We start from the raw sequence: 24,037 nt of genomic DNA, 5'->3' as shown, positions 1-24,037 counted from the left end.
ATTACCTCAACGCCAGCGCCTCGCCGCGCCGCGGAGAACGGCCCCTTTTCCCATAGAATTCTTCAACACCATTGATCACCGCCGCAGAGTGCCCCCTGCGATTGACCATGCCGAGTTCGCCATCGGCAAGTTGACTGACGGGTACACTTTCGATGTGCCGACTCAAGCCCAAGCGCAGTAAGCCCTCACCGGGGCCATATTCATCCTCACCATTGTTTAAGCTACGTAATGCGTGTGTGAAGCTGCGCTTTGCAGTGCCATCATTGTTTTCCAATTGAGCTCGCTTGGCGCTGACTGCAAACAAAAAATGGGCGTCCTTGAGCATTTCTTTATCGCGGCCAACAAACCTCGAAGCGCGCGCGCCCTGAGACAACTCCTGCTGGCTTAAAAAGAGCGAATAGCCGTCGCGCATGGTGACCTGATAACCGTCTCGCTCTTTTCGAACTTCTTTAAATATATCCGTCGGGCTTTGACCAAACTTAGCCATGGCGACCTTAATGGCCGAGACCGTTACACAGTTGCCACCAGGCCCCTGACGGAAATCGCCAAAAATGTCATCGGCCTTGGCGCCATCACGTTTGCTGGAAAGCGCTGGAAGTGGATTGGCCTGGGGGTCAGTTGTCGCCGGTACGGATTCGGGCTGCACTTGCGGCTTGGGCACAAATGGCACCTGAGGTGCGATGCCGGGACGCTGCCAACCCAGCATGCGGGGTAGAGAAGTAATCCACCCGAAGACCCTTTCAAGCATCTGTGACATCGCTGATTGTTTATTAAAGCGATCGCGCAACTCATGGCCATAAGTTGGAACGTTAGGGCCTCGGATGCTCCCCCCTCTGGAAGCATTGGTTACCAACGTGGGGCGGTACGACTCGATCAACTGATAGTCGGGCCTTATAACGGACGGATTATTAATCGACAAACCAGACATAAACTCACCTTTATAAAATACCCCCTTGCATCAACAGCCAAGGGGGCCACCTCATTGATACAGGTCAGGAATAAAGTCGTGTGACTTACGCCCTGATCGGGCGACCGGCGTTGGACGCCCAGGCATTATCGAACCGGTTCCGGTTGCGGCTATTGAAGATCCCCACTGATTGCTCATCGGCAGGCCCAGGCGCAGTGAGATCCAGCTTGGGGCGGGGTTCAGGCGTGAAAGCCGGGAGCGGTCCTTCCGATTTGGTATTCGTACCCGGTGTTCCTACCGGGGGCTTGTTATCGCCATTTGGCGTGTTTGGCGTGCTCCGCACCATTGGCGGAGGGGTGTCACCCCTCGGTTCGTTCGGCTTATTGAACTTCGGCATCGGCTTCGGCTGGTCATCGAGCTTTGGTTGGTCCGGCGTTTTCAAGCCTGGCATCGGCTTCGGCTGACCGTCGAGCTTTGGCTGGTCCGGCGTTTTCAAGCCTGGCATCGGCTCCGGCTGACCGTCGAACTTTGGCTGGTCCGGCGTGTTCAAGCCTGGCATCGGCTTCGGCTGACCGTCGAGCTTTGGCTGGTCCGGCGTTTTCAAGCCTGGCGTCGGCTTCGGCTGACCGTCGAGCTTTGGCTGGTTCGGCGTGTTCAACTTTGGCGCTGGCTGGCCATCAACGTGTAGCGTGTCGCTGCGGTATGAAATGACGTTCGCCTCCGGGTGGTGAAAGCCGCAGTTGAACACCTGAACATTCACGTTGATATCAGTCCCCTGCTTGTTTTCCTGCGCCGTATCCACCTTCACTCCTGGCGCATCGCGGTGCAGTGTTTTTGTCTGCGTCACCCCATCAGGGCTATTCTTGAGGTCCTTGCCGGGTAACACCGGCAATAGCGTTTTGGTCTCTGGCGTCACCTTGACCTGCTTGGCCGCGTCCGAAAGCGCTTTTGCGGCGATCTCCGAGAGCGATTTCCCATCAGCCTTGATTTCCTTGGGCGTGACGTCGACTGGCGATGTTGACTTGGTTTTCCCTGACAACAACTCAGCCCGAGAATGCGCATCCGGCATTGCCTTGGCCGCGATATCGGACAGCAATTTCGTGTCAGCCTTGAGCGCCTTAGGCGTCATGGCAGCAGTCTGCGGCTTGTCAGACGCCGGTTCAGAGGGCAATTTCGACTTCAGCGTACCTGTTGCGGGGGCTTGTGGCTGTGTCCCCTCCCCCATGACGAGTGTTGAGGCAGCATTCGAAAGCAACTTCGTTTTGGCATTGGCCTCTGCCGCAGTGGTTAATTTCGAATCCATCTTATTGCCTGGCTTCAGCGATTTATCTGAATTCAATTTCAGATCAGGGCTGGACTCTGACAGGGCTTTTTTCAAAGGATCCGCATCGGGCGTCGACTTGGGCAATATGCCTTGGTTCGACAACAAAGTGCGTATCGCCCGAACGGCCGATTCGAACATGTCGAATAACCGCTCCAAGGCGTCCCTGTTAATCATTACGTTACCGTCTTTCAGCGCCGCGCTATTATCGACCACTGCGTTGGTAAACGCTTTGGACAACAGCGGGTCGCGAGCTTTATCAGCCTTAGGCAACTCCCGCGCTTGTGGAAGATAGTTTTGGTTCATGGACACTGAATTAGTAATCGGCAGATTAGACATATATTTTTCCTTGTTCAGTATTTCTCCGGGGCGGCACACGGCCCGGGAAAACCTCGACGTTATTGGGATGTGCATGAAGTGCGAGTGCTGACACTCCCTACTTTCGTGGAGCGCCAGAGCGTTGAGTTCCTATAATCCGAGCTAACATAAGGAAACCAATTGCCCACCAGAGACTTTTTCCTATGGACAGCCAGCAAACCATAGGCGTAGCGCGCGGCCAACGCGCAAACCCCGATACAAAGCGCAACAGTCAGCTCGCGGTGAAACTTGATGACATCACCCACACGTTATCATCAAAGCATGAGCATGTTAGTTAGCGCACGCGCAACTATCGCGCGCCAACTTCAAAAACTACCGGCTATAAAATTTTTGCATCAGTTAAACAAAAACATCATTATTTTTTACACACACTCGGAAACCACTTCATCCTCCAGGCATGTTTGGTTATTAACCACTGCTTTGAACGTAATGCACCTTCACTTTATTTCAGCCACAAAAAAAGGCGCCCGCAGCGCCTTTCACGTTAACGACTGAAACGTAGATATATATAAAGCCGATATTACGAGCCCTGAGCCTCGGACGGTTCACCGGGCATCCCTAATAATCGTCCTACTTGCTCCAAGTCTGTTTCGCGACGCATCGCGGTGAACAACTCAACCGCCTCGGGATAGTTGCGGGTCAACATCGCCAACCATTGCTTCAATCGACCGGGCGCCTGACGCTCTGTCAACTGCGCCACCGATTGCCGCCAGAACGCTTGAAGCATTGGCTGCATCTGTGCCCAGGTCATTTCAACCACCTCTTCCCCCGCACGCGCCGCCGCAATCTGCCGGGCCAGGTCCGGGCGCGCCACCAGGCCGCGACCGAGCATGATGTCTTCGACACCACTGATTTCCCTGCAACGCCGCCAGTCTTCAACGCTCCAGATGTCACCGTTGGCGAACACTGGTACCTTGACCACCTCCTGCACCCGCGGGATCCACTCCCAGTGCGCCGGCGGCTTGTAACCGTCGGTCTTGGTGCGCGCATGCACCACGATATGCGCCGCGCCGCCTTCAGCCAGGGCGGTGGCGCACACCAGCGCGCCATCCGGGCTGTCGAAGCCCAGGCGCATTTTTGCCGTGACCGGGATATGCGCCGGGACGGCGCGGCGTACGTGCTCGACGATCTGGTTGAGCAGCTCAGGCTCCTTGAGCAGCACCGCTCCGCCGCGGGACTTGTTGACGGTCTTGGCCGGGCAACCGAAGTTCAGGTCGATCACCTGGGAGCCCAGTTCACACGCCAGCGCGGCGTTTTCCGCCAGGCACACCGGGTCGGAGCCAAGCAATTGCACGCGCAACGGCACACCGGCTGCGGTGTGGGCACCGTGCAGCAGTTCCGGAGCGAGCTTGTGGAAATACGCCGGGGTCAGCAGTCGGTCATTGACGCGGATGAATTCGGTCACGCACCAGTCGATACCGCCCACACGGGTCAACACGTCCCGCAGGATGTTGTCGACCAACCCCTCCATGGGCGCCAAAGCAATTTGCATGGAAAACACTCAACAAAAATCGTGGCGCAGTTTACTGGGTTTCCTACGGCAACCGTTAACCCCCGGTCAGGGCGGGGCCGTAACCGTAGAGAAACTCCGTCGGCATGCGCTTGGGTTTGCCGGAGGACAGCTCGATGCACACAAAGGTGGTTTGCGCGCGCAGCAAGGTCACACCGTCGCGCGGGCGTACCAGCTGGAAGCGGCGGGTCATCTTCAGACGCTGGTCCCAGTCGACGATCCAGGTGGCCAACTGCAGCTCGTCGCCCTCGTAGCCGGCCGCCAGGTAGTCGATTTCATGGCGCACCACCGCCATGGCGCGGTCGAGGCGGCGGTATTCGGTGAGGTCCAGTCCAAGCCGCTGGGAATGGCGCCAGGCGCAGCGCTCCAGCCAGGACACGTACACCGCGTTATTGGCATGCCCCAGCCCGTCGATATCTTCAGCGACGACCTGCAGATCGATGATAAACGGCGTTGCCAAATCCCAGCCCATGCGGTGCTCCCAGTCGATTAGTGTCGGCGGGCAGCAGTGTATCAGGCGGTTTGCCGTGCCTGTAGCGCAGGACCGGCCAACAGCGCCAGCACAGCGTCAATCACCCGCGGGTCGGCCAGCACTTTCTGGTGACCGCCCTGCTCCAGGCGCAGCAGGCGGCTGTCGAACCAGGCTTCGTGGATGGCATGAGACGCTTTGACCGGGACGAAGGTGTCGTCTTCGGCGTGTACGATCAGCCCGGGGATATTCATCTGGTAGTGGGCCACATCCAAGTGCTTGAGCGGCATGCCGAAGGCCAGCTCCACTTCCCGGATAAACGCAGCGCGCGCGCGTGCCGGCAAACCGACCATTTGGGTAAAGCCACGCAGCACATCCAGAAAGCGCGAAGGCGCCGCAATACTCACCAGCACCTCGGTACGCAGCCCCAGCTGCACCGCCAGCATCGCGCTGGCGCCGCCCATCGAATGGCCGATCACTGCGTGCAGCGGCGGCAACTCGGCAGCCGCTTCGAGCATGGCACGGGCAAACAGCAGCACATGCGCTTCGCGCCCCGGCGAGCGGCCGTGGGCGGGGCCGTCCAGGGCGATCACTGAATAGCCGTTATCGACCAATGCGCGGATCAGGCTGGCGAACTGGGTCGGGCGACCTTCCCAGCCGTGCATCAACAACACTGCGGGGCCTTGCCCCCAGCGCAGCGCCGACAGGCCAAAGCGTAAGGTGATGCGCTCCGATTGCGCCAGCAGCGGCAGCTCCCAGTCGCGTGGCGGCAGGTCGCGCGGGGTCATGAAGGCACGCCGCATCTTGTGGGCGACCGTTTGCGGTGCCAGGTGCCCCAGTGTGCCGTTAATACGACGAATCCAGGTTAACGCGCCCATCCTGCAATCCCTCCCCTAGCGCACTGCCGACTTGGCAGCGCGCAATACGCGGTCCGACAACTCACCCGGCCCAAGGGCGCGCGCCAAAGCCAACCCGCCGATCATCAGGGCCATGTCCGCCAGCGCCTTGTCGGTGTCTTCGGGGCTGGCGGCGAGCTGGGCGGCCATCAGCTCCACATGCTCGTTCAGGGCATCGCGGAAGGCGTCCGGCAGGCGCGCCATCTCACCCACGGTGGCCGGGATCGGGCATGCCTGGGCGGTTGAGTCGCGATGCTTGCGCGACAGGTAGAACGCCGCCACCAGGCCACGGCGCTCTTCGCCGGTCAGTTGGGCATCCATATCGTCAATCGACGCACGCCGCCGGGCCAACAACTGCGTGAAGGCCTCCAGCATCAGCGCGTCCTTGCTTTCAAAGTGCGCGTAGAAACCACCGACGGTCAGCCCCGCCGCGCCCATGACTTCACCCACACTCGGCTCGGCCGGGCCACGCTGGATCAATGCGGCGCTGGCGGCTTGCAGAATACGTTCGCGGGTTTGCGCTTTTTTATCGTTCATCGTTGCCTCCGACTTTCATGGGTTGAATATTATTACCATAATAATATTTCGCAAGCGACAGGCGTGACCACTGGTCAGAACACAGGATTGGAATTGAGGAGAGAATTGGCCAAACGCCAGACAAACAAAAGGGCCATTCAATAATTGAATGACCCTTAAAAATCCCGCAGAGCGGGTAATCGTGGCGTCCCCTAGGGGACTCGAACCCCTGTTACCGCCGTGAAAGGGCGGTGTCCTAGGCCACTAGACGAAGGGGACACAAACCTTCTATACAACTGATCAGCGCTGAGAACTGATCGATTCAAGGATGGAGTGGCCAAAACCTTGAACTTGTAAAATTGGTGGAGCTAAACGGGATCGAACCGTTGACCTCTTGCATGCCATGCAAGCGCTCTCCCAGCTGAGCTATAGCCCCGGATTTTTCGTCTCGCGACGCAGCAGACCTTGCGAGCTGCTTGTTGAAACTGGCGTCCCCTAGGGGACTCGAACCCCTGTTACCGCCGTGAAAGGGCGGTGTCCTAGGCCACTAGACGAAGGGGACAAAACCTTCTGTACACCTGACCAGCGTTGAGCGCTGATCAATTCAAGGACGGTGTGGCCAGACCTTGAACCTGTAAATTGGTGGAGCTAAACGGGATCGAACCGTTGACCTCTTGCATGCCATGCAAGCGCTCTCCCAGCTGAGCTATAGCCCCTCATCGGTGAGGACGGGGCGAATCTTAATGGCGGTTTGGAAACGTGTCAAATTTATTTTCAACTATTTCCAAAATTTTTTGCCGGGATAACAATCACTTACCGACGAAACCCCGGAAAACCGGGGTTTCGTCGTTACCACAGCCGGCTTAAGCGATAGCGCCCAGCAGCTTTTCCCACTCTTTGTTTTCTTTCTTCGACACACCACCAAGCAAATCAAGGGCTTGGCGCAGACGGAAACGCGTCAGGTCCGGGCCGAGGATTTCCATCGCATCGAGTACCGACACTGAACTGGCCTGCCCGGTGATCGCGGCAAACATCAGCGGCATGGCATCGCGCAATTTCAGCTCAAGGGATTCGACCACGGCCTGAATCGTCGCAGTAATCGCATCCTTCTCCCATTGGCGCAGGCTTTCGAGCTTCCACAAGATCAACTGCATCAACTGGCGAACCTGGTCGCCGGAAAGCTTCTTGGACTCGAACAGCTTGGCGTCCGGGTTCACGCCACCGGCAAAGAAGAAGCTCGCCAGCGGTGCGACCTGGCTGAACGTCTCTACCCTGCCCTGCACCAGCGGCGCGATCTTCATCATATACTCGGGGTTCAGCGCCCATTGCTGCACGCGGCTGGCGAACTCTTCCACCGGCAAGTCACGCAGCCATTGGCCGTTGAGCCACGAGAGTTTCTCGATATCGAAAATCGGCCCACCTAGAGACACACGCGACAGGTCGAAGTTATCGACCATTTCCTGCAGCGAGAACTTCTCGCGCTCGTCCGGCATCGACCAGCCCATGCGGCCCAGGTAGTTGAGCATCGCTTCGGGCATGAAGCCCATGCGCTCGTAGAAGGTCACCGAGGTCGGGTTCTTGCGCTTGGACAGCTTGCTCTTGTCCGGGTTACGCAGCAGCGGCATGTAGCACAGCTGTGGCTGTTCCCAGCCGAAGTATTCGTAGAGCAGGATCAGTTTAGGCGCCGACGGCAACCACTCTTCGCCGCGCAGCACGTGGGTGATGCCCATCAGGTGATCGTCGACCACGTTGGCCAGGAAGTACGTCGGCAGGCCGTCGGTCTTCATCAGCACTTGCATGTCCATGCGGTCCCACGGGATCTCGACGTCACCGCGCAGCATGTCCGGCACCACGCACACGCCTTCGCTCGGCACTTTCATGCGGATCACGTGCGGCTCGCCGGCGGCCAGGCGCTGGGCCACTTCTTCTTTTGACAGCAGCAGCGCGCGGCCGTCGTAGCGCGGAGTTTCGCCACGGGCCTGTTGCTCGGCGCGCATCTGGTCGAGCTCTTCGGCGGTGCAGAAGCATGGGAACGCATGGCCCATGTCGACCAGTTGCTGGGTGTACTGCTTGTAAATATCGCTGCGCTCGCTCTGGCGATACGGGCCGTGCGGGCCACCGACGTCCGGGCCTTCGGCCCAGGTAATGCCCAACCAGCGCAAGGCGTCGAAAATCTGCTGTTCCGACTCACGGGTGGAACGCAGCTGGTCGGTATCTTCGATCCGCAAGATGAATTCACCGCCGTGCTGCTTGGCAAAGCAGTAGTTGAACAAGGCGATGTAGGCAGTGCCGACGTGGGGATCCCCAGTAGGCGATGGCGCGATGCGCGTGCGGACGGTGGTCATGGCAGGTCTCGAATGGGCGATAAAACTGAAAATTGAAACAAGGGGCGAATGGTAACACCAGCTTGGGTGATTCTGGCAGACCGCGGTAAAGCCATCGGGGCAAGCCCCTCCCACACTTTGATTTGTGAACACCGTCAAATGTGGGAGGGAGCTTGCCCCCGATGAGGCCAGTTGATCCTCTCAAATCAAACCGCCAGCAACCGCTCGCGCAACTTGCCAATCTCATCGCGCGTCTGAGCGGCGGCCTCAAACTCCAGATCCCGCGCCAACTGGTACATTTTCTCTTCCAACTGCCGGATCCGCTTGGTGATCTCACTCGGCGAGCGCAATTCGTTCTCGTACTTGGCGCTTTCCTCGGCAGCCTTGGCCATACCCTTGCGCTTCTTGCTGCGCGAGCCCGGCACCACGGCGCCTTCCATAATGTCGGCGACGTCCTTGAACACGCCCTTGGGGGTAATGCCATTGGCCAGGTTGAAGGCGATCTGCTTGTCACGCCGGCGCTCAGTCTCCCCAATCGCGCGCTCCATGGAACCGGTGATGCGGTCCGCGTACAGAATCGCCCGGCCATTGAGGTTACGTGCCGCACGGCCAATGGTCTGGATCAACGAACGCTCGGAGCGCAGGAAGCCCTCCTTGTCCGCGTCCAGGATTGCCACCAGCGACACTTCGGGCATGTCCAGGCCTTCGCGCAGCAGGTTGATCCCCACCAGCACATCAAACACACCCAGGCGCAGGTCGCGGATGATTTCCACGCGCTCAACGGTGTCGATGTCCGAGTGCAAGTAGCGCACGCGCACGCCGTGGTCGGCCAGGTAGTCGGTCAAGTCTTCGGACATGCGCTTGGTCAGCGTGGTCACCAGCACTCGCTCCTCCAGCGCCACGCGCTTGGTGATTTCCGAGAGCAAATCGTCCACTTGGGTCAGTGCCGGGCGGATTTCGATTTCGGGGTCGACCAGACCGGTCGGGCGCACCAGCTGTTCGATCACGCGGCCGGCGTGCTCGGCTTCGTAGTTGCCCGGCGTGGCCGAGACAAAAATGGTCTGCGGGCTGATGCTTTCAAACTCGTCGAAACGCATCGGCCGGTTATCCAGCGCCGACGGCAGGCGGAAGCCGTATTCCACCAGGGTTTCTTTACGCGAGCGGTCACCTTTGTACATTGCGCCGACCTGCGGCACGCTGACGTGGGACTCGTCGATGACCAGCAAGGCGTCATCCGGCAGGTAATCGAACAGGGTGGGCGGCGCCTGCCCGGAGTCGCGGCCCGAGAGGTAGCGCGAGTAGTTTTCGATGCCGTTGCAGTAGCCCAGCTCCAGAATCATCTCCAGGTCAAACCGGGTGCGCTGCTCCAGGCGCTGGGCTTCCACCAGCTTATTGTTGGAACGCAAGTATTCCAGGCGCTCGGCCAATTCGGTCTTGATACCCTCGATGGCGCCCATCAGGGTTTCACGCGGGGTCACGTAGTGGCTTTTCGGGTAGAAGGTGAAGCGCGGCAGCTTGCGGATCACCTCGCCGGTCAACGGGTCGAAGGCCGACAGGCTCTCGACTTCATCGTCGAACAGCTCGATGCGGATCGCCTCCAGGTCGGATTCGGCCGGGTAGATGTCGATCACGTCGCCGCGCACCCGGAAGGTCGCGCGGGCGAAGTCCATGTCATTGCGCGTGTACTGCAAGCTGGTCAGGCGCCGCAGCAGTTCGCGCTGGTCGAGCTTGTCGCCACGGTCGACGTGCAGCACCATCTTCAAATAGGTTTCGGGGCTGCCCAAACCATAGATGCACGACACCGTGGTGACGATGATCGCGTCTTTGCGCTCCAGCAGCGCCTTGGTTGCCGACAGCCGCATCTGCTCGATGTGGTCGTTGATCGACGCATCCTTCTCGATAAAGGTATCCGAGGACGGCACATACGCTTCGGGCTGATAGTAGTCGTAGTAGGAAACGAAATACTCCACGGCGTTGTTCGGGAAAAACGCCTTGAACTCGCCATACAACTGGGCTGCCAGGGTTTTGTTCGGCGCCAGCACCAAGGTCGGGCGATTGGTCTGCGCGATCACGTTGGCGATGCTGAAGGTCTTGCCTGAACCGGTCACCCCGAGCAGCGTCTGGTGTGCCAGGCCGGCTTCGATGCCTTCGACCATCAAGCGAATGGCTTCCGGTTGATCGCCGGCGGGTTCAAAGCGGGTGACGAGCTGGAAATCCGACATAACGTACCTCGTGAAGTCACCCCAGACGCGAAACTGCCAGGGACGAAAAAAGCTCAGCAACCCGCGAAAAATCATCGCAGGTTGCAGGAAAAAACCATGATAGCCATAGAAGTGGTGCCGAATGTGACGGGTTTCAAGGCATTCATCTGACCTGCCGTCTAGGATCAAGGTTGCAATAAGACTAACGGTGGGCCAATAAACCGAAAAACTTGGCCGAAAAGCCGTTTCAGCTGTCGCCTCAGGCGGTGCGGGCCTCTATACTAGCTCCCCGTTTGTGCACCGCTCTAGTGCATTCGGCTGGAGCGCGACACGTCCCTCCATTCCCCATAGAGCTGCCGCAAAAATGAGCCTGTTCTCCGCTGTCGAAATGGCACCACGCGATCCAATCCTGGGCCTCAACGAAGCATTCAACGCCGATACACGAACCACCAAGGTCAACCTTGGCGTGGGCGTTTACTGCAACGAGGAGGGGAAGATTCCACTCTTGCGTGCCGTTGCCGAAGCGGAAGCCATTCGCGTGGCGCAACACGCCGCGCGAGGCTACCTGCCGATCGACGGTATCGTGGCTTACGACCAGGCCGTGCAAAAGCTGCTGTTTGGCGCTGACTCGCCCCTGCTGAGCGCTGGCCGTGTGATCACCGCCCAAGCGGTTGGCGGCACCGGCGCGCTGAAAATCGGCGCAGATTTCCTCAAGCAACTGCTGCCCAATGCCGTGGTCGCCATCAGCGACCCTAGCTGGGAAAACCACCAGGCGCTGTTCGAAAAAGCCGGCTTCCCGGTGCAGACCTACCGCTACTACGACGCCGCCACCCACGACGTGAACCGTGCCGGCCTGCTCGAAGACCTCAACGCCCTGCCACCGCAGTCCATCGTCGTGCTGCACGCCTGCTGCCACAACCCGACCGGCGTCGACCTGAGCCCGGCCGACTGGCAAAACGTGCTGGACGTGGTCAAGGCGAAAAACCTGGTGCCATTCCTCGACATGGCCTACCAGGGCTTTGGCGACGGCATCCACGAAGACGCCGCCGCGGTGCGCCTGTTCGCGGAATCGGGCCTGACCTTCTTTGTGTCCAGCTCGTTCTCCAAGTCGTTCTCGCTGTACGGCGAGCGCGTGGGCGCGCTGTCGATCGTCAGCGAATCCAAGGAAGAAAGCGCGCGCATCCTGTCCCAGGTCAAGCGTGTGATCCGCACCAACTACTCCAACCCGCCGACCCACGGCGCGGCGATTGTGGCGGCGGTGCTGAATAACCCCGAGCTGCGCGCCCAATGGGAAGCCGAGCTGGCCGAAATGCGCCTGCGCATCCGTGGCATGCGCGAGCAGATGGTGGCTGAACTGGCCAAGGCGGCTCCTGGCCACGACTTCAGCTTTGTCGGGCGCCAGCGTGGGATGTTCTCCTACTCCGGCCTGACCGTTGAGCAAGTCACCCGCTTGCGGACCGAGTTTGGCATCTACGCACTCGACACCGGTCGTATCTGTGTGGCGGCGCTGAACCAGTCGAACATTGGTGCGGTAACAAAGGCGATTGTTCAGGTTCTATAAACCTGCCAGCGTCATGCGAAGGGGGAAGCTTATGGCTTCCCCCTTTTTATTGGCGAACACACTAGACTGAACCCCGACTGCCCCTTTGCTTTGAGAGCCTTATGAGAAACGACGACCTGGACCTGCGCGCCGACCGCGACGAACTGCATGACTTCACCCCACGCGCGCCGCAGGCCAAACGCCAGAAAAGCCTGGTGCTGCAAGTGGCCCTCGGCGTGTTCCTCGGTGGGTTGGCCTTGTGGCTGGTGCAACTTGGCGCGACCGCCATCATGGCAAAACTCGCCATGGGCACCCTGCAATTCGGCGGCTGACAAAAATCAACCTTGGGAGCGGGGCTTGCTCGCAAAGGCGGCGGGTCAGTCACAGCCGTACCGCCTGACACTTCGCCTTCGCGAGCAAGCCCGCTCCCTCATTAGATCTAAGCAGCTACCAGACCGCGCTCCTCCAGCAACTTTACAAAACTGTTCAAACTCTGCGACACCGTGCCCCGGCGCCAGATCAGCCAGGTATGCAGGATGCGGAAGCTGTCTGCCAACGGCCATACACTCACCGCTGCAAAACCCGGCATGTTTTCCAGCATGCTGCGCGGCATCAGCGCCAGGCCAGCCCCGGCGCTGACGCAGGCGAGCATGCCGTGGTAGCTCTCGATCTCGAAGATCTTGCCCGGCACCGCACCATCCTGTGAGAACCAGCGCTCGAAGTGGTGCCGGTACGAGCAGTTCGAGCGAAACGTATAGATGTTCTCGCCATTCACATCCTGCCCGCGGTTGATCGGCGCGTGGTGCAGCGGCGCGATCACCAGCATTTCTTCTTCGAACACCGCCACGCCCTCAAGGGTGGAGTGCAGCACCGGGCCATCGACAAACGCCGCCGTCAGGCGCCCCGACAGCACGCCCTCAATCATGGTGCCCGACGGCCCGGTGCTCAGGTCCAGTTCGACCTTGGCGTACTTCTGGTTGTAGGCCGCCAGCAAGGCCGGAATGCGCACCGCCGCCGTGCTTTCCAGCGAGCCCAAGGCGAACGCGCCCTGGGGCTCCTCCCCCGCTACCGTCGCGCGGGCCTCTTGCACCAGGTCGAGAATACGCCGCGCATACCCGAGGAAATTCCACCCGGCCGGCGACAGGCGCAGGCGGCTCTTCTCGCGGATAAACAGCTCCACGCCCAAATCCTGCTCCAGTTGCTTGATGCGCGTGGTCAGGTTCGACGGCACGCGATGAATCAACTGCGCGGCGGCGCTGATGCTGCCTTGCTCGGCAACGGCCTTGAAGATTTCCAGCTGCACCAGATCCAAGTCATTCTCCAATCGTGAATGTATTGCTTAATATTATTCAGTTTCCAGAAAACATGCATCCCCGTAGGCTGGACTCATTCCACTCATTCAGCCGGACGGTGCCATGAACGCTATTTCTCACCAGACCCACGCTTTGTCGATCAACCCCGCCACGGGCGAAACAGTCGCCAGCTACCCTTACGAAACCACGGTGCACCTGAACGCCGCGCTTGACCGCGCGACCGGCGCTTTCCGCACCTGGCGCCGCCAGCCGGTGAGCCAGCGGGCCGAGCGGATGCTGGCGCTGGCCGCTGCCCTGCGTGAGCAAGCCGAAGAAATGGCACAGATGATCACCCTGGAGATGGGCAAACCCATCACCCAGGCGCGTGCCGAAATCGAAAAATGCGCGCAACTCGCCGAATGGTACGCCGCCCAAGGCCCGGCCATGCTCGCTCCGGAAGCCACCTTGGTGGACAACGGCAGCGCCCAGATCGAATACCGCCCGCTGGGCCCGATCCTCGCCGTGATGCCGTGGAACTTCCCGGTGTGGCAGGTGCTGCGCGGCGCCGTGCCGACCCTGCTCGCCGGCAACACTTACGTGCTCAAACACGCGCCGAACGTGATGGGCAGCGCCTACCTGATGAAAGCCGCGTTTGAAAAAGCCGGCTTTGCCGATGGCCTGTTCGAAGTGCTCAACGTGACCCCGGACGGCGTGTCCCAAGCCATCGCCGACCCGCGCATCGCCGCCGTGACCCTGACCGGCAGCGTGCGTGCCGGCATGGCCATCGGCTCGCAAGCCGGTGCCGCGCTGAAGAAATGTGTGCTGGAACTGGGCGGCTCCGACCCGTTCATCGTGCTCAACGATGCCGACCTCGACGCAGCCGTACAGGCCGCCGTGATCGGCCGTTTCCAGAACAGCGGTCAGGTCTGCGCCGCCGCCAAGCGCTTGATCATCGAAGCCGGTGTGGTGGAAGCCTTCACCACCAAATTCCTTGAAGCCAGCCGCGCGCTGGTGATGGGCGACCCGACCGCAACCGGCACCTACGTTGGCCCTATGGCCCGCTTCGACTTGCGCGACGAGCTGCACGGCCAGGTCCAGGCCACCCTGGAAGAAGGCGCGACGCTGCTGCTGGGCGGCAACAAAGTCGCCGGCGCCGGCAACTACTACGCGCCGACCGTATTGGCAGACGTCACCGACCAGATGACCTCGTTCAAGCAGGAACTGTTCGGCCCGGTGGCCTCGATCATCACTGCACGCGACGCCGACCACGCCGTGGCCCTGGCCAACGACAGCGAATTCGGGCTCACCGCCAGCATCTTCACCACCGACCCGGCCAAGGCACGCGACATCGCCAACCAGCTGGAAACCGGCGGGATCTTCGTCAACGCGTTCAGCGTGTCCGACCCGCGGGTGGCGTTTGGTGGTGTGAAGAAAAGTGGGTTCGGGCGAGAGTTGTCACACTTTGGCGTGCGCGAATTCTGCAACGCCCAGACGGTGTGGCTGGATCGCAAGTAATCCAGCAATGGCAGGCTTGCTCCCTGTGGCGAGCAGGCTTGCCACAGCGCGCCCTTCCCCAAACGCATCAACCTCGCCTTCCTTGAGGTGATATCGGCACACGCGACTTCTATAACAGCGTCCCGTGTGTGATTGAACCTCCCCCTCAAGCCTCAGATGGACTACCATTCCGCGCCGGTTCCCAAACGGGACTAATAGGGAATCCGAAGCGCAGCACAGCGCGCCAATCGGAACTGCCCCCGCAACTGTAGGTGCTGAGCCTGCTCCGTAACGCCACTGGACTAGGTCCGGGAAGGCCGGGGTGGGGCGACGACGCATCAGTCAGGAGACCTGCCGGCCCAGCACAATCACTAACCGGCGGGGTGTCCGGGAAGGACATCCTTGCCCTGCCCCCCGGCAGCGTTCGAGGGCGTATTTCCAATACCGTACCTCACCAGTTCCACGTACGGCTTTACGGAGATTGCCCCATGCTGCCACGCGTTACCGCCTTGATCACCGGCCTGGGCTTTTGCGCCCTGGCCCAAGCCGCGCCTACTCAGTACCCGCTGACCGTAGAGAACTGCGGCAGCCGCCTGACCTTCCAACAAGCACCCGCACGCAGCGTGACCATCGGCCAGGCCGCCACCGAAATGCTCTACGCCCTGGGCGTTGGCAAAACCGTGGTCGGCACCTCGTTGTGGTTCAACAGCGTATTGCCGCAGTTCAAGGCGCAGAACGACACCATCGAACGGCTGGCCAATAACGAGCCGAGCTTTGAAGCCGTGATCGCCAAGCGCCCGCAACTGGTGGCCGCCGAGCTGGAATGGGTGGTTGGCCCGCAAGGCGTGGTCGGCACCCGCGAGCAGTTTCACGAATTGAACATCCCCACCTACCTGCTGCCCTCCGATTGCGAAGGCAAGGACAACCTGGTGGGCGCCGACGGCACGCGGCTGGAGCCGTTTCGCATCGAGACGATCTACAAAAGCATCAGCCAACTGGCGCAGATTTTCGATGTACAGGATCGCGGCCAGCAATTGAACGACGAACTCAAGGCACGCCTGGCCAAATCCGTGGCCACGGTGCAGAGCAAAGGCCTCAAGCAAGCCAGCGCGCTGGTGTGGTTCTCCAGTTCCGAAATGGCCAGCGACCCATACGTGGCCGGCCACAAGGGCATTCCCGAATTCATGCTGGAAACCCTGGGCCTGCACAACGTGGTGCAGTCCGATGAAGAATGGCCGGCCGTCGGCTGGGAAACCATCGCCAAGGCCAACCCGACCTTCCTGGTAATCGCCCGCATGGACCGCCGCCGCTACCCTGCCGACGACCATGAAAAGAAACTCGCGTTCCTGCGCAACGACCCAGTCACGCGCAACATGGACGCGGTGAAAAACAACCGCATCATCATCCTCGACGCCATGGCATTGCAGGCCAGCATTCGCATGTTCGATGGCCTTGAGCAACTGGCCACGGCCATCGACGGCTACGACCTGCGCAAATGAGCCGCAGCGTGATCCGTACCCTGCTTGCCCTGGCCCTGTTGCTGATCGCCGTGCTCGCCGGCGTGGCCATCGGCGAAACCGCCATCGCGCCGCAGGTGGTGTTGCAGGTGCTCGCCAACAAACTGTGGGCCGCCGGCTATGTGCTGGACCCGATCGACGAAGGCGTGGTGTGGAACTACCGCCTGACCCGCGCCCTGGTCGCCGCCGCGTGCGGTGCAGGGCTGGCGACGTGCGGGGTGATCCTGCAATCGTTGTTGCGTAACCCGTTGGCCGATCCCTACCTGCTCGGTATCAGCGCCGGCGCCTCGACCGGCGCGGTTTTGGTGATGTTGATCGGCGTCGGTGGCGGGCTGATTTCACTGTCGGCCGGCGCATTTGTCGGCGCGATGGCGGCGTTTGCGTTGGTGATTCTGCTCGCGCGCGCCAGTGGCTCGTCCAGCGGCACCGGGCAGATCATCCTCGCGGGCATCGCCGGCTCGCAGCTGTTCAATGCGCTCACCGCGTTCCTGATCACCAAGTCGGCCAGCTCGGAACAGGCGCGCGGCATCATGTTCTGGCTGCTCGGCAACCTCAGCGGCGTGCGCTGGCCGTCGGTGTGGCTGGCGGTGCCGGTGGCGGTCGCAGGCCTGGCGGTTTGCCTGTGGCACCGCCGTGCGCTGGACGCGTTCACCTTCGGCACCGATTCCGCCGCCTCCCTGGGCATCCCGGTGCGGCGCGTGCAGTTTGTGCTGGTGGGCTGCGCCGCGCTGGTCACGGCGGTGATGGTGTCGCTGGTGGGTTCCATTGGTTTTGTTGGCCTGGTGATCCCCCACGCGGTGCGGCTGCTGCTCGGCACCGGGCACTCGCGCTTGCTGCCGGTCAGCGCCTTGGGCGGCGCGTTGTTCCTGATCGCCGCCGATGTGCTGTCGCGCACGCTGATCAAGGGCCAAGTGATCCCGGTAGGCGTGGTCACGGCGTTGGTGGGGGCGCCGGTATTTGCGTTGATTCTGATTGGCCGGAGAAATGCGCGATGACCGTACTGAGTTGCGCTGGCCTGGGCTTCAAGGTGCGTGAGGCCGAGTTGCTGTGCGACATCCACCTGGAGGTCCAGCGGGGTGAGACCCTGGGCATTGTCGGCCCGAACGGCTCGGGTAAATCCACCTTGCTCAAACTGCTCGCGGGCTTGCGCACACCGGCCAGCGGCGAAGTACGTTTGGGCGGTAAACGCCTGGGCGAACTCTCGCGCCGAACCCTCGCGCAGCAGCTGGCGGTGGTGGAACAGCAAGCCGACACCGACGACGCCATACGCGTATTCGACGCCGTGGCCCTGGGCCGCACACCGTGGCTGTCGGCACTCAGCCCGTGGTCGCGCGAGGACGACGCCATCGTGCACCAGGCCCTGCAGGACGTGGACGCCACCCACCTGAGCCAACGCGCCTGGCGCAGCCTCTCCGGCGGCGAACGCCAACGCGTGCACATCGCCCGTGCCCTGGCGCAACGGCCGCAGATCTTGCTGCTGGATGAGCCGACTAATCACCTGGATATCCAGCATCAACTGGCGATCTTGAAGGGTGTGCAGGGGTTGCCGGTGACCACGTTGATCGCGCTGCATGACCTCAATCAGGCGCTGACCTGCGACCGGCTGGCCGTGCTCGATCATGGGCGGTTGGTGGCACTGGGCAAGCCGTTGGCCGTACTGACGCCGCAGCGCTTGCAGGACACGTTCGGGGTACAGGCGCATTACCTGACAGACCCGTTTGATGGGGCGCAGATCCTGCGGTTGCGCTCAAACTGAATGAGCCGCAAGGCGAGAACACCAACATTCCCTGTGGGAGGGGGCTTGCCCCCGAAGGCCTTACATTCAACCTCTGCGTTGAGTGACAGACTGCAATCGGGGGCCAGCCCCCTCCCACATTTGATCGGCGCTGCCTTCGGATCTATAGATACCGCTGCATATGCGTTGTTTGCCAAACGGGGTCGGCTTCGATGTCGATAATCTCAAACCCCTGCCGCCGCCAAAAATCAATCGCACCCGGCAAAAACGGATGGGTATGCAGGTACACCACCGCTACCCCGTCTGCCCGCGCCATCGCCTCCAACGCTCGGTACAACTCGCCCGCCAGACCAAAGCGACGAAATGCTGGCAACACGAACAGGCGCACCACCTCCACAACCTTGCGGCCCTGGTAATTCAATTGCGGAAAACGTCCGTCATACGGCAGATAGCCGATGGCTGCGACGATCTGGCCCTCGGCACAGGCCACCAGAAATTGGCCGTCACCCTCCAGGTAAACGGCCTCGAAGCGCGCCAGGTCGTCCGGCATGCCCGCCGCATTGAGCTTGGGGAAAAGCTCGGCGCGGGCCTGCAGGACAAACGCCAGCAGCTCGGGGACATCCGCAGCCGTCACCGCCCGAATGCTGGGATTTCCCTTCATGCGACCTCAATCTGCGTAATACCCACCACCTGCGCCTGCTCCAGAATCTCCTCTGGCGTGGCATCCGCCGCAGGCAGGATCAGGCCGTTCTCCGCATCACCAAAGTGCAGCTGCAGCAGGTGCATCGCCGCCTCATGCACGGGCAACTCAGGCTGCTTGAGTTCGAACACATGGCTGCGGGGTTCGGCGTTGAACAGGTAGTTCAGGGTGTATTCGCGCATGGTGGAGTCCTGATGAAGGGAGAGGAGCAACTGATTAACCTGACTCATCGATCAGGTTTTTAGTTCAACTGCTTTACATACCCACTGCTGCTCAGGCTACCCCTGAGCGCCTATAAGGCTCAAACCGAGGTTCCGGTCGCTATCCGAATCTTGCGGTGATATTCACAGCCAAGGCGGACGCGGGCAGGTCGCAAACACTCGCAGGCAGAAGCATCAACGCGTTCACTCGCGCAGCTCACAGACGGCACTGCCCTTCATTCCCGACGCATGCACACTTTCGTGATATACCTGCGCCATCGAACTTTTAACGGTTAACTCATGCCGCCTCCGACAGTTGTATTGCTTCACACATGGCCACAACCAAGCACAACCCCTGCCGCCATTGTCTTCGCCACAGAAACCCAATTATTTTTGTGTTATCACGCGGATAACCAGCAACGTGCGGTTATCCAGTTTCCTTTGGTCAAAGTATTCAAATTCGGCTCACCGAATGATGAGGCGCTGGGTGGCCATCCGCTGACAAAGTTGGGGCTTGGGGCCTATCAGGTTAACCGCATCGACCATTCACCTTGGATAGCCGAGCTGGAACGTCAAAACGCCGTACATTCGCGACATGATCGCGCGCTGTTTTTGAAAGATACCGCCCATTACATCTTCACTTTTCAGGACTCAACGCTGGAGTGCGTTGTTAAGGAAGGGGAATTCTGGCGGCCACAGATACATTCGTTTGCGTCGCAAGATGAAGCGAAGGCCTTGTGGAGGGAACTGATCGACAAGGCAACTCAATGACGCCCACACGCCAACTTGACCCCGAGGGCAACGGACGAATACCAGGTTGCGAATCGATCATCGAAGTCCTTCGCCACATGGCCCAAGGTGGCCCGGAATGGAGGTACCGTAATGTCACTCTGTGGTTCCACGGTCCCGTAAGTGCTTGGCTACTCGTGTACCCACTGCAAGACAATTGCGAGCCGTATTTTGATTTTTTGTACACCGGTGCAGAGTCGCCGAAGGCAGTCCTGTCCACGCTGCTAGGCAAGTATCCAAAATGTGCAGTTATAGACTGGTCACCTGGCCGCTTAGCCTGTTTCAGTACCCGCGATACAAACATTGAGACACTCGCTGAAATTATTCAGGATCTTGCCCTCGTTGCCTGGGGTGAACACACTACGTTCGTCCAAGCATCGCATGAACAGATGCAGAGCGCATGAGCGAAACAGGTGCCATGACAGGTGCCATGAAAGTCACCGCAAAGAATTCGAACCTGAAGAAATGAGCATGTCAGAACTACCGATGGCCGACGCGCGCCAAAATGATAAAAACAGAAAGATCATTCAGGCATTCGTTACAACTCGAAACCTGGCGAGCGCATCGAACAATACCAAGTGGAATGAATTGATCACCCACTTCCGCGAGCTTCAACGCTGGCGGCCGTCCTACCGCTCAAAGTCCATCACGGGCCATATCTCGGGGTGGGACGTGGAATGGTTTTACCATCTTCCCTTTCCATTTGCTTACGTCGAATGGTTAGACATTGGCTTGTGGGAAGAGGCGCCCCGCGCGGGAGCGCTGCTGCCACAAACATTCATTGACCATACCGAGGAAATATCGCAAATAGTCAAACAGATTGGGCTCGAGTTTGAAGTACGGGCTGACGTACTAAGAATTTGGGGGTACCTCCCGAAATCCTACGAAGATTTTCCACCTGCGTAGGATACGCAAATATTTTTCTGCTCAATGTGCCGAGTAATCCACCCCCGGCTATACACCAACACGTTGTCCGCCATCCCCACCGGAAAATGTATAAACCCATGGGCCGATTCCGGCAGCAGGTGCGCCTCAACCTGCGCCGCTGCGCCCCAGCGCTCGGCCATCTGCAGCGTGTCGTCCAGCAGCGGGTCCAGCTCGCCGACGAACATCAACGCCGGCGGCAGCCCGGCAAGGTCACCATACAACGGTGACAATGGCGCCTGTCGACGTTCCTCATCGCTCAAGCCCGGCGTGAGCAGGCGCAGCGCGGCCACCATGCCAGGCCCATCGAGCAGCAAGGTATCCGGCCCGGCGGCCCGTACGCTTGGCGTACCGGCCAAGTCGTAGACGCCGTAATACAGCACCGCACCATTCACCCGCTGGAGCAGCTCAGGCCATTGTTTCAACGCCAGCAACGTCGCCGCCGCCAGGTGTCCGCCGGCCGATTCACCGACGACGAATACCGGCAGGCCGGCGAACTCTTCAGCAGTCAACAACCAGCGCGCAGCGGCCAGGCAGTCGTCCATAAGCCCTTCGACCGGCGTGTCGACCGCCAGCCGATAGTCCACCGAGACCACCACCACGTCGCACGCGCGCACCATCCCCAGGTTCAGGTCGTCATCCATCTGCGCATTGCCGATCACCCAGCCACCGCCGTGAATATCCAGCACCACGCCCCTGGGTTTGCCGCTCGGTCGCAGGATGCGCACGGGCACCGATCCTACGAGCTTGCGCTCTGCTTCCGGCGGCTTCTTGAGGGTTTGGCTGACGCGCAACAGCGCCTGAATCAAACGCGGCGTCACGCGATTGCGAATCTTGAAACGTGGCAACCAGGCGAGCTTCTTATTGAAGCGGCGCATCTGGGACCGTTCAGGCTCACTGGCGGGCCAAAGTTTATGGGCCATTAACGATTATTCCGCAGGATCGAGAAATTCAGCGCCGCCGCCACGCACAGCCACGCCAGGTACGGGAACAGAATCAAGCCGGTGATCAGGTCCAGGCGCACCGCCAACACCACCATCGCCGCCACGGTCAGCCACAGCAGCACGATAATCACCATCCCGGCGACGAGGCGATGTGCGCCGAAAAACACCGGCGTCCACAGCGTGTTCAACGCAATCTGCGCCGCCCACAAGGCCAATATCATTTCGCTGCCAGGGATCAGACTCAAGCGGTAGCCGGCCCAGGCCAGCAGCAGGTAGATGATTGTCCAGGCGACCGGGAACAACCAATTGGGCGGAGTGAAACCGGGTTTGACGAGGGATTCGTACCACGCGCCGGGCTTGAAGATGATGCCGGTGCTGGCGGCGGCGGCGCAGGCGAGCAGGAAGATAAAGAAAGTCATGGTCGGTCCTTGGCGGATGATTTCAGACTTGGACGTGCGGCATGCAGGTAAAAGTTCACTGACGGTTAATCCGGCTGCACAATCCGCAGCCAAGGCCACCGCGCCTGATAACTGCGCGCCTTGTGCGCAAACAACTCCGGCTCAGGGTGCACCGGGTTGATCCGCAACACACCCTGCTCCACATCCTCCAGACCATACGGCGCGTACACCTCGCCCGTGTCCACCTCCAGCCCGATACAGGTGCCGGCCACCAGGTAACGATCAATCCCCTGTTTGGCCGTGTGCAATTGTGGATACGGCCGGCCAAACCGCTGGCCGTACCACAGGTGGACGCGCGCCTGGTTGCGCACTTCGACATTAACGCCCAAGTCCTGGAACAACGCCTGCGCCGCACGGATCACCACATCCTCCGCCTCGTAGGACACGTCCGTATCGAAGTAAAAAACGTCGTAGTCCTTTACGTTCTGCGCAACGGGAAGATTCGACTGATGATTCCACACCGCCTGGAACAGACACCCCGCCGTCAGAAAGCACTGATCCAAACCCAACTCCGGCAGGCGCGCGAAGATCTGCGCGTTGACGGGGTTGGCCATGGCCAGGTTGAGCAAGGTGCCGGCGGTCAATGTCATGGTTATCCCCGCGTAAAAGGTCCGTTTTCAGACGATGACAGTACAACAGTGCATTGGAGGGTTTTGTGACGAGGCGATTTTATTTGGAGGGATGTAGGGGCTTTCCGGGAAGCGCGCAACAGGATGTCTGCACCTTGCTCGATTGCGCACGGTGTCAGCCCTTCAACTCACCCGCCCGATTACTCGCCGCGTCGTCATACGCCACATACAGCGACTCGGCGATCTGGCTTTTGATGGCCTTGGAAGCTTCCAGGCCAAGCACAAAGCCTTCCGCCTTGCCGCCAGCGCGGTTGAGTTCTTCATGGGAGGAGGCGCCGGTGATGGCGTCGAGCAGCTTGGCGGCGTGAGGGCCTACGCCTTTCGGCAGGGAGATTTGGTCGATGCTCATTGCGATACCTTTAAAGGAGGGAGAACGGTAGCGCGTGGAACCACTGCCGGAGGATGGCATGGTAGACCGGTTAGCAAAGAAAGGCGCCGCTTTTTCGGTCAGAAGCGGCTCGGATGGGCGCAATGGCCGGTGTACCTCACACCCTTGCGGCCAGCCCATTTCAAGGCCCGGGAGACACCCCCCTGCCCCCCGAACCTTTTACTTGTACGGACCCAAGCTTACACTGATAGAATGCGACAAATTCTCATTCGTACCTATCGAATCCCGTGCAGCCTACTTCCTCGGCAAACAGCCACCCGCCTCAGTCCATCGATCAGCTCTACGGCCACCATCACAGCTGGCTGCAGGGGTGGTTGCGCAAACGTCTGGGCAATGCTGCCGACGCGGCGGACCTGGCCCAGGATACGTTCGTGCGGTTGCTCACGCGTGCGCCCGACGAACCGTTGGATTTCATCACGCCACGCGCTTACCTGGCCACCATCGCCCATCGCCTGACCATCAACCACTACCGCCGCCGCTCACTGGAGCAAGCCTACCTGGCCGCGCTGGCGCAAACGCCGGAAGAACTGGCGCCGTCCCTGGAACATCAGGCGCTGGTGCTTGAGGCACTCGACGAAATCGACCAGGTACTGGCGCTTTTGCCAGCCAAAAACCGTCAGGCATTCCTGATGGCGCAGGTGGAGGGCTATACACAGGAAGAGATCGCCCGCCAGCTCAATCTGAGCGTGCGTTCGGTGCAACGTTACCTTGCGCGGGCTTTCGAAGAATGCATCGTACTCGCCAGCCAGAGCATGCAGCATGAGTGATGCCCCCATTGACCGGCGCATTGCCCGCGAAGCGGCTGACTGGTTCGTACGGTTGCAGAACAGCGGCGCCAACGCCGCCGAGCACGCCGCCGGCGCCGAGTGGCGGGCGCGGCACGCGGATCACGAACGGGCCTGGCA

The 24,037-nt window shown here is 60.4% G+C and carries 25 protein-coding genes, 4 tRNA genes and 1 riboswitch; of the genes, 10 read left to right on the top strand and 19 right to left on the bottom strand.

Features of this window, described 5'->3' with window-relative positions; all coding sequences use genetic code 11:
- Position 1: 1 nt before the first annotated feature.
- The 12 genes from WBR57_RS23810 to uvrB all read right to left on the bottom strand — a co-directional run bounded on the left by WBR57_RS23810 (position 2) and on the right by uvrB (position 10,543).
- Positions 2 to 928 carry a hypothetical protein gene (locus tag WBR57_RS23810; protein WP_424087208.1) on the bottom strand — a complete coding sequence of 309 codons (927 nt, stop codon included), beginning with the start codon at positions 926 to 928 and terminating at the stop codon, positions 2 to 4.
- 85 nt (positions 929 to 1,013) lie between these two features.
- A complete protein-coding gene (locus WBR57_RS23805; protein ID WP_424087206.1) occupies positions 1,014 to 2,567 on the bottom strand; it encodes a hypothetical protein in 1,554 nt (517 codons plus the stop codon).
- Between the two features lie 559 nt (positions 2,568 to 3,126).
- Entirely contained in the window at positions 3,127 to 4,098 is a 972-nt protein-coding gene (locus WBR57_RS23800) for a tRNA dihydrouridine synthase (protein WP_424087204.1), read from the bottom strand.
- Between the two features lie 55 nt (positions 4,099 to 4,153).
- On the bottom strand, positions 4,154 to 4,588 hold the full coding sequence (locus WBR57_RS23795; protein WP_424087202.1) for an acyl-CoA thioesterase: 435 nt from the start codon (positions 4,586 to 4,588) through the stop codon (positions 4,154 to 4,156).
- 41 nt (positions 4,589 to 4,629) lie between these two features.
- Positions 4,630 to 5,463: an alpha/beta hydrolase gene (locus WBR57_RS23790; protein WP_424087200.1), complete on the bottom strand. Its 834-nt coding sequence runs from the start codon at positions 5,461 to 5,463 to the stop codon at positions 4,630 to 4,632.
- 15 nt (positions 5,464 to 5,478) lie between these two features.
- Entirely contained in the window at positions 5,479 to 6,018 is a 540-nt protein-coding gene (locus WBR57_RS23785) for a TetR/AcrR family transcriptional regulator (protein ID WP_065904511.1), read from the bottom strand.
- 182 nt (positions 6,019 to 6,200) lie between these two features.
- Positions 6,201 to 6,276, bottom strand: a tRNA-Glu gene (locus tag WBR57_RS23780).
- A gap of 81 nt (positions 6,277 to 6,357) precedes the next feature.
- Positions 6,358 to 6,433 (bottom strand) — tRNA-Ala (locus WBR57_RS23775).
- 50 nt (positions 6,434 to 6,483) lie between these two features.
- Positions 6,484 to 6,559 (bottom strand) — tRNA-Glu (locus WBR57_RS23770).
- Between the two features lie 78 nt (positions 6,560 to 6,637).
- Positions 6,638 to 6,713 (bottom strand) — tRNA-Ala (locus WBR57_RS23765).
- 147 nt (positions 6,714 to 6,860) lie between these two features.
- Positions 6,861 to 8,342, bottom strand: coding sequence for a glutamate--tRNA ligase (gene gltX / locus WBR57_RS23760; protein WP_053128828.1), 1,482 nt, complete (start codon positions 8,340 to 8,342; stop codon positions 6,861 to 6,863).
- 185 nt (positions 8,343 to 8,527) lie between these two features.
- Positions 8,528 to 10,543: an excinuclease ABC subunit UvrB gene (uvrB, locus tag WBR57_RS23755; protein ID WP_424087197.1), complete on the bottom strand. Its 2,016-nt coding sequence runs from the start codon at positions 10,541 to 10,543 to the stop codon at positions 8,528 to 8,530.
- Between the two features lie 343 nt (positions 10,544 to 10,886).
- Between uvrB and WBR57_RS23750 the strand changes: the two genes are divergently transcribed.
- Both WBR57_RS23750 and WBR57_RS23745 read left to right on the top strand, forming a co-directional pair.
- Positions 10,887 to 12,083, top strand: coding sequence for an amino acid aminotransferase (locus WBR57_RS23750; RefSeq protein ID WP_200625563.1), 1,197 nt, complete (start codon positions 10,887 to 10,889; stop codon positions 12,081 to 12,083).
- A 101-nt stretch (positions 12,084 to 12,184) separates the two neighbouring features.
- Positions 12,185 to 12,394: a hypothetical protein gene (locus tag WBR57_RS23745; RefSeq protein WP_078738148.1), complete on the top strand. Its 210-nt coding sequence runs from the start codon at positions 12,185 to 12,187 to the stop codon at positions 12,392 to 12,394.
- Positions 12,395 to 12,501: 107 nt separating this feature from the next.
- Here WBR57_RS23745 and ptrR read toward each other — a convergent pair whose 3' ends face one another.
- Positions 12,502 to 13,374 carry a putrescine utilization regulator PtrR gene (ptrR, locus tag WBR57_RS23740; protein WP_424087194.1) on the bottom strand — a complete coding sequence of 291 codons (873 nt, stop codon included), beginning with the start codon at positions 13,372 to 13,374 and terminating at the stop codon, positions 12,502 to 12,504.
- Positions 13,375 to 13,477: 103 nt separating this feature from the next.
- Here ptrR and WBR57_RS23735 point away from each other — a divergent pair, with 103 nt between their 5' ends.
- From WBR57_RS23735 to WBR57_RS23720, 4 genes are all read left to right on the top strand, one after another.
- On the top strand, positions 13,478 to 14,869 hold the full coding sequence (locus tag WBR57_RS23735; protein ID WP_424087192.1) for an aldehyde dehydrogenase family protein: 1,392 nt from the start codon (positions 13,478 to 13,480) through the stop codon (positions 14,867 to 14,869).
- Positions 14,870 to 15,027: 158 nt separating this feature from the next.
- Positions 15,028 to 15,221, top strand: a riboswitch (cobalamin riboswitch).
- A 115-nt stretch (positions 15,222 to 15,336) separates the two neighbouring features.
- Positions 15,337 to 16,347: an ABC transporter substrate-binding protein gene (locus WBR57_RS23730; RefSeq protein WP_424087190.1), complete on the top strand. Its 1,011-nt coding sequence runs from the start codon at positions 15,337 to 15,339 to the stop codon at positions 16,345 to 16,347.
- Positions 16,348 to 16,355: 8 nt separating this feature from the next.
- Positions 16,356 to 17,360: a FecCD family ABC transporter permease gene (locus tag WBR57_RS23725; protein WP_424087219.1), complete on the top strand. Its 1,005-nt coding sequence runs from the start codon at positions 16,356 to 16,358 to the stop codon at positions 17,358 to 17,360.
- Positions 17,357 to 18,121: an ABC transporter ATP-binding protein gene (locus WBR57_RS23720; RefSeq protein ID WP_424087188.1), complete on the top strand. Its 765-nt coding sequence runs from the start codon at positions 17,357 to 17,359 to the stop codon at positions 18,119 to 18,121. Before WBR57_RS23725 ends, WBR57_RS23720 begins: the two co-directional genes overlap by 4 nt.
- 142 nt (positions 18,122 to 18,263) lie before the next feature.
- On the opposite strand, the gene WBR57_RS23715 is transcribed toward WBR57_RS23720, so the two are convergent.
- Together WBR57_RS23715 and WBR57_RS23710 are read right to left on the bottom strand one after the other, a co-directional pair.
- Positions 18,264 to 18,761: a GNAT family N-acetyltransferase gene (locus WBR57_RS23715; protein WP_424087186.1), complete on the bottom strand. Its 498-nt coding sequence runs from the start codon at positions 18,759 to 18,761 to the stop codon at positions 18,264 to 18,266.
- Complete coding sequence (locus WBR57_RS23710) at positions 18,758 to 18,982, bottom strand: hypothetical protein (RefSeq protein WP_424087184.1); 225 nt, start codon at positions 18,980 to 18,982, stop codon at positions 18,758 to 18,760. The genes WBR57_RS23715 and WBR57_RS23710 overlap by 4 nt, the downstream gene beginning before the upstream one ends.
- A gap of 318 nt (positions 18,983 to 19,300) precedes the next feature.
- On the opposite strand from WBR57_RS23710, the gene WBR57_RS23705 reads away from it, so the two are divergent.
- On the top strand, positions 19,301 to 19,771 hold the full coding sequence (locus tag WBR57_RS23705) for a hypothetical protein (protein ID WP_424087182.1): 471 nt from the start codon (positions 19,301 to 19,303) through the stop codon (positions 19,769 to 19,771).
- A gap of 489 nt (positions 19,772 to 20,260) precedes the next feature.
- Positions 20,261 to 20,695 carry a DUF6678 family protein gene (locus WBR57_RS23700; protein ID WP_424087180.1) on the top strand — a complete coding sequence of 145 codons (435 nt, stop codon included), beginning with the start codon at positions 20,261 to 20,263 and terminating at the stop codon, positions 20,693 to 20,695.
- Here the strand turns inward: WBR57_RS23700 and WBR57_RS23695 are convergent.
- The 4 genes from WBR57_RS23695 to WBR57_RS23680 form a co-directional block, all read right to left on the bottom strand.
- The gene (locus WBR57_RS23695; protein ID WP_424087178.1) at positions 20,671 to 21,636 is read right to left on the bottom strand and encodes an alpha/beta hydrolase; all 966 of its coding nucleotides are present in this window, start codon (positions 21,634 to 21,636) and stop codon (positions 20,671 to 20,673) included. The two genes, WBR57_RS23700 and WBR57_RS23695, sit on opposite strands and share 25 nt — an antisense overlap.
- Positions 21,636 to 22,076 (bottom strand): tryptophan-rich sensory protein TspO, encoded by a 441-nt coding sequence (gene tspO / locus WBR57_RS23690; protein WP_424087175.1) that lies wholly within the window; start codon positions 22,074 to 22,076, stop codon positions 21,636 to 21,638. The genes WBR57_RS23695 and tspO overlap by 1 nt, the downstream gene beginning before the upstream one ends.
- Before the next feature lie 65 nt (positions 22,077 to 22,141).
- Entirely contained in the window at positions 22,142 to 22,705 is a 564-nt protein-coding gene (locus WBR57_RS23685) for a nucleotidyltransferase family protein (protein ID WP_424087173.1), read from the bottom strand.
- Positions 22,706 to 22,859: 154 nt separating this feature from the next.
- On the bottom strand, positions 22,860 to 23,093 hold the full coding sequence (locus WBR57_RS23680; protein WP_424087172.1) for a hypothetical protein: 234 nt from the start codon (positions 23,091 to 23,093) through the stop codon (positions 22,860 to 22,862).
- A gap of 266 nt (positions 23,094 to 23,359) precedes the next feature.
- Here WBR57_RS23680 and WBR57_RS23675 point away from each other — a divergent pair, with 266 nt between their 5' ends.
- Complete coding sequence (locus WBR57_RS23675) at positions 23,360 to 23,899, top strand: sigma-70 family RNA polymerase sigma factor (RefSeq protein WP_424087170.1); 540 nt, start codon at positions 23,360 to 23,362, stop codon at positions 23,897 to 23,899.
- A partial coding sequence (locus WBR57_RS23670; RefSeq protein ID WP_424087217.1) for a DUF4880 domain-containing protein occupies positions 23,892 to 24,037 on the top strand: 146 nt, incomplete at its 3' end. The genes WBR57_RS23675 and WBR57_RS23670, both read left to right, overlap by 8 nt.

Source organism: Pseudomonas sp. (assembly GCF_049590575.1).
Lineage (GTDB): Bacteria > Pseudomonadota > Gammaproteobacteria > Pseudomonadales > Pseudomonadaceae > Aquipseudomonas.
Note: the sequence above shows the minus strand (reverse complement) of the source record. Positions and strands in the feature narration are given on the sequence as shown.

What these genes read in the sequence shown, in the direction of transcription:
- WBR57_RS23685 (WP_424087173.1), bottom strand. Translation starts at nt 22,705, where the DNA reads ATGACATTGACCGCCGGCACCTTGCTCAACCTGGCCATGGCCAACCCC.
- WBR57_RS23795 (WP_424087202.1), bottom strand. Translation starts at nt 4,588, where the DNA reads ATGGGCTGGGATTTGGCAACGCCGTTTATCATCGATCTGCAGGTCGTC.
- tspO (WP_424087175.1), bottom strand. Translation starts at nt 22,076, where the DNA reads ATGACTTTCTTTATCTTCCTGCTCGCCTGCGCCGCCGCCGCCAGCACC.
- WBR57_RS23680 (WP_424087172.1), bottom strand. Translation starts at nt 23,093, where the DNA reads ATGAGCATCGACCAAATCTCCCTGCCGAAAGGCGTAGGCCCTCACGCC.
- WBR57_RS23790 (WP_424087200.1), bottom strand. Translation starts at nt 5,463, where the DNA reads ATGGGCGCGTTAACCTGGATTCGTCGTATTAACGGCACACTGGGGCAC.
- WBR57_RS23745 (WP_078738148.1), top strand. Translation starts at nt 12,185, where the DNA reads ATGAGAAACGACGACCTGGACCTGCGCGCCGACCGCGACGAACTGCAT.
- WBR57_RS23715 (WP_424087186.1), bottom strand. Translation starts at nt 18,761, where the DNA reads ATGAAGGGAAATCCCAGCATTCGGGCGGTGACGGCTGCGGATGTCCCC.
- WBR57_RS23710 (WP_424087184.1), bottom strand. Translation starts at nt 18,982, where the DNA reads ATGCGCGAATACACCCTGAACTACCTGTTCAACGCCGAACCCCGCAGC.
- WBR57_RS23800 (WP_424087204.1), bottom strand. Translation starts at nt 4,098, where the DNA reads ATGCAAATTGCTTTGGCGCCCATGGAGGGGTTGGTCGACAACATCCTG.
- WBR57_RS23805 (WP_424087206.1), bottom strand. Translation starts at nt 2,567, where the DNA reads ATGTCTAATCTGCCGATTACTAATTCAGTGTCCATGAACCAAAACTAT.
- WBR57_RS23730 (WP_424087190.1), top strand. Translation starts at nt 15,337, where the DNA reads ATGCTGCCACGCGTTACCGCCTTGATCACCGGCCTGGGCTTTTGCGCC.
- WBR57_RS23700 (WP_424087180.1), top strand. Translation starts at nt 20,261, where the DNA reads ATGTCAGAACTACCGATGGCCGACGCGCGCCAAAATGATAAAAACAGA.
- WBR57_RS23735 (WP_424087192.1), top strand. Translation starts at nt 13,478, where the DNA reads ATGAACGCTATTTCTCACCAGACCCACGCTTTGTCGATCAACCCCGCC.
- uvrB (WP_424087197.1), bottom strand. Translation starts at nt 10,543, where the DNA reads ATGTCGGATTTCCAGCTCGTCACCCGCTTTGAACCCGCCGGCGATCAA.
- WBR57_RS23705 (WP_424087182.1), top strand. Translation starts at nt 19,301, where the DNA reads ATGCCGCCTCCGACAGTTGTATTGCTTCACACATGGCCACAACCAAGC.
- WBR57_RS23750 (WP_200625563.1), top strand. Translation starts at nt 10,887, where the DNA reads ATGAGCCTGTTCTCCGCTGTCGAAATGGCACCACGCGATCCAATCCTG.
- gltX (WP_053128828.1), bottom strand. Translation starts at nt 8,342, where the DNA reads ATGACCACCGTCCGCACGCGCATCGCGCCATCGCCTACTGGGGATCCC.
- WBR57_RS23785 (WP_065904511.1), bottom strand. Translation starts at nt 6,018, where the DNA reads ATGAACGATAAAAAAGCGCAAACCCGCGAACGTATTCTGCAAGCCGCC.
- WBR57_RS23810 (WP_424087208.1), bottom strand. Translation starts at nt 928, where the DNA reads ATGTCTGGTTTGTCGATTAATAATCCGTCCGTTATAAGGCCCGACTAT.
- WBR57_RS23695 (WP_424087178.1), bottom strand. Translation starts at nt 21,636, where the DNA reads ATGGCCCATAAACTTTGGCCCGCCAGTGAGCCTGAACGGTCCCAGATG.
- WBR57_RS23720 (WP_424087188.1), top strand. Translation starts at nt 17,357, where the DNA reads ATGACCGTACTGAGTTGCGCTGGCCTGGGCTTCAAGGTGCGTGAGGCC.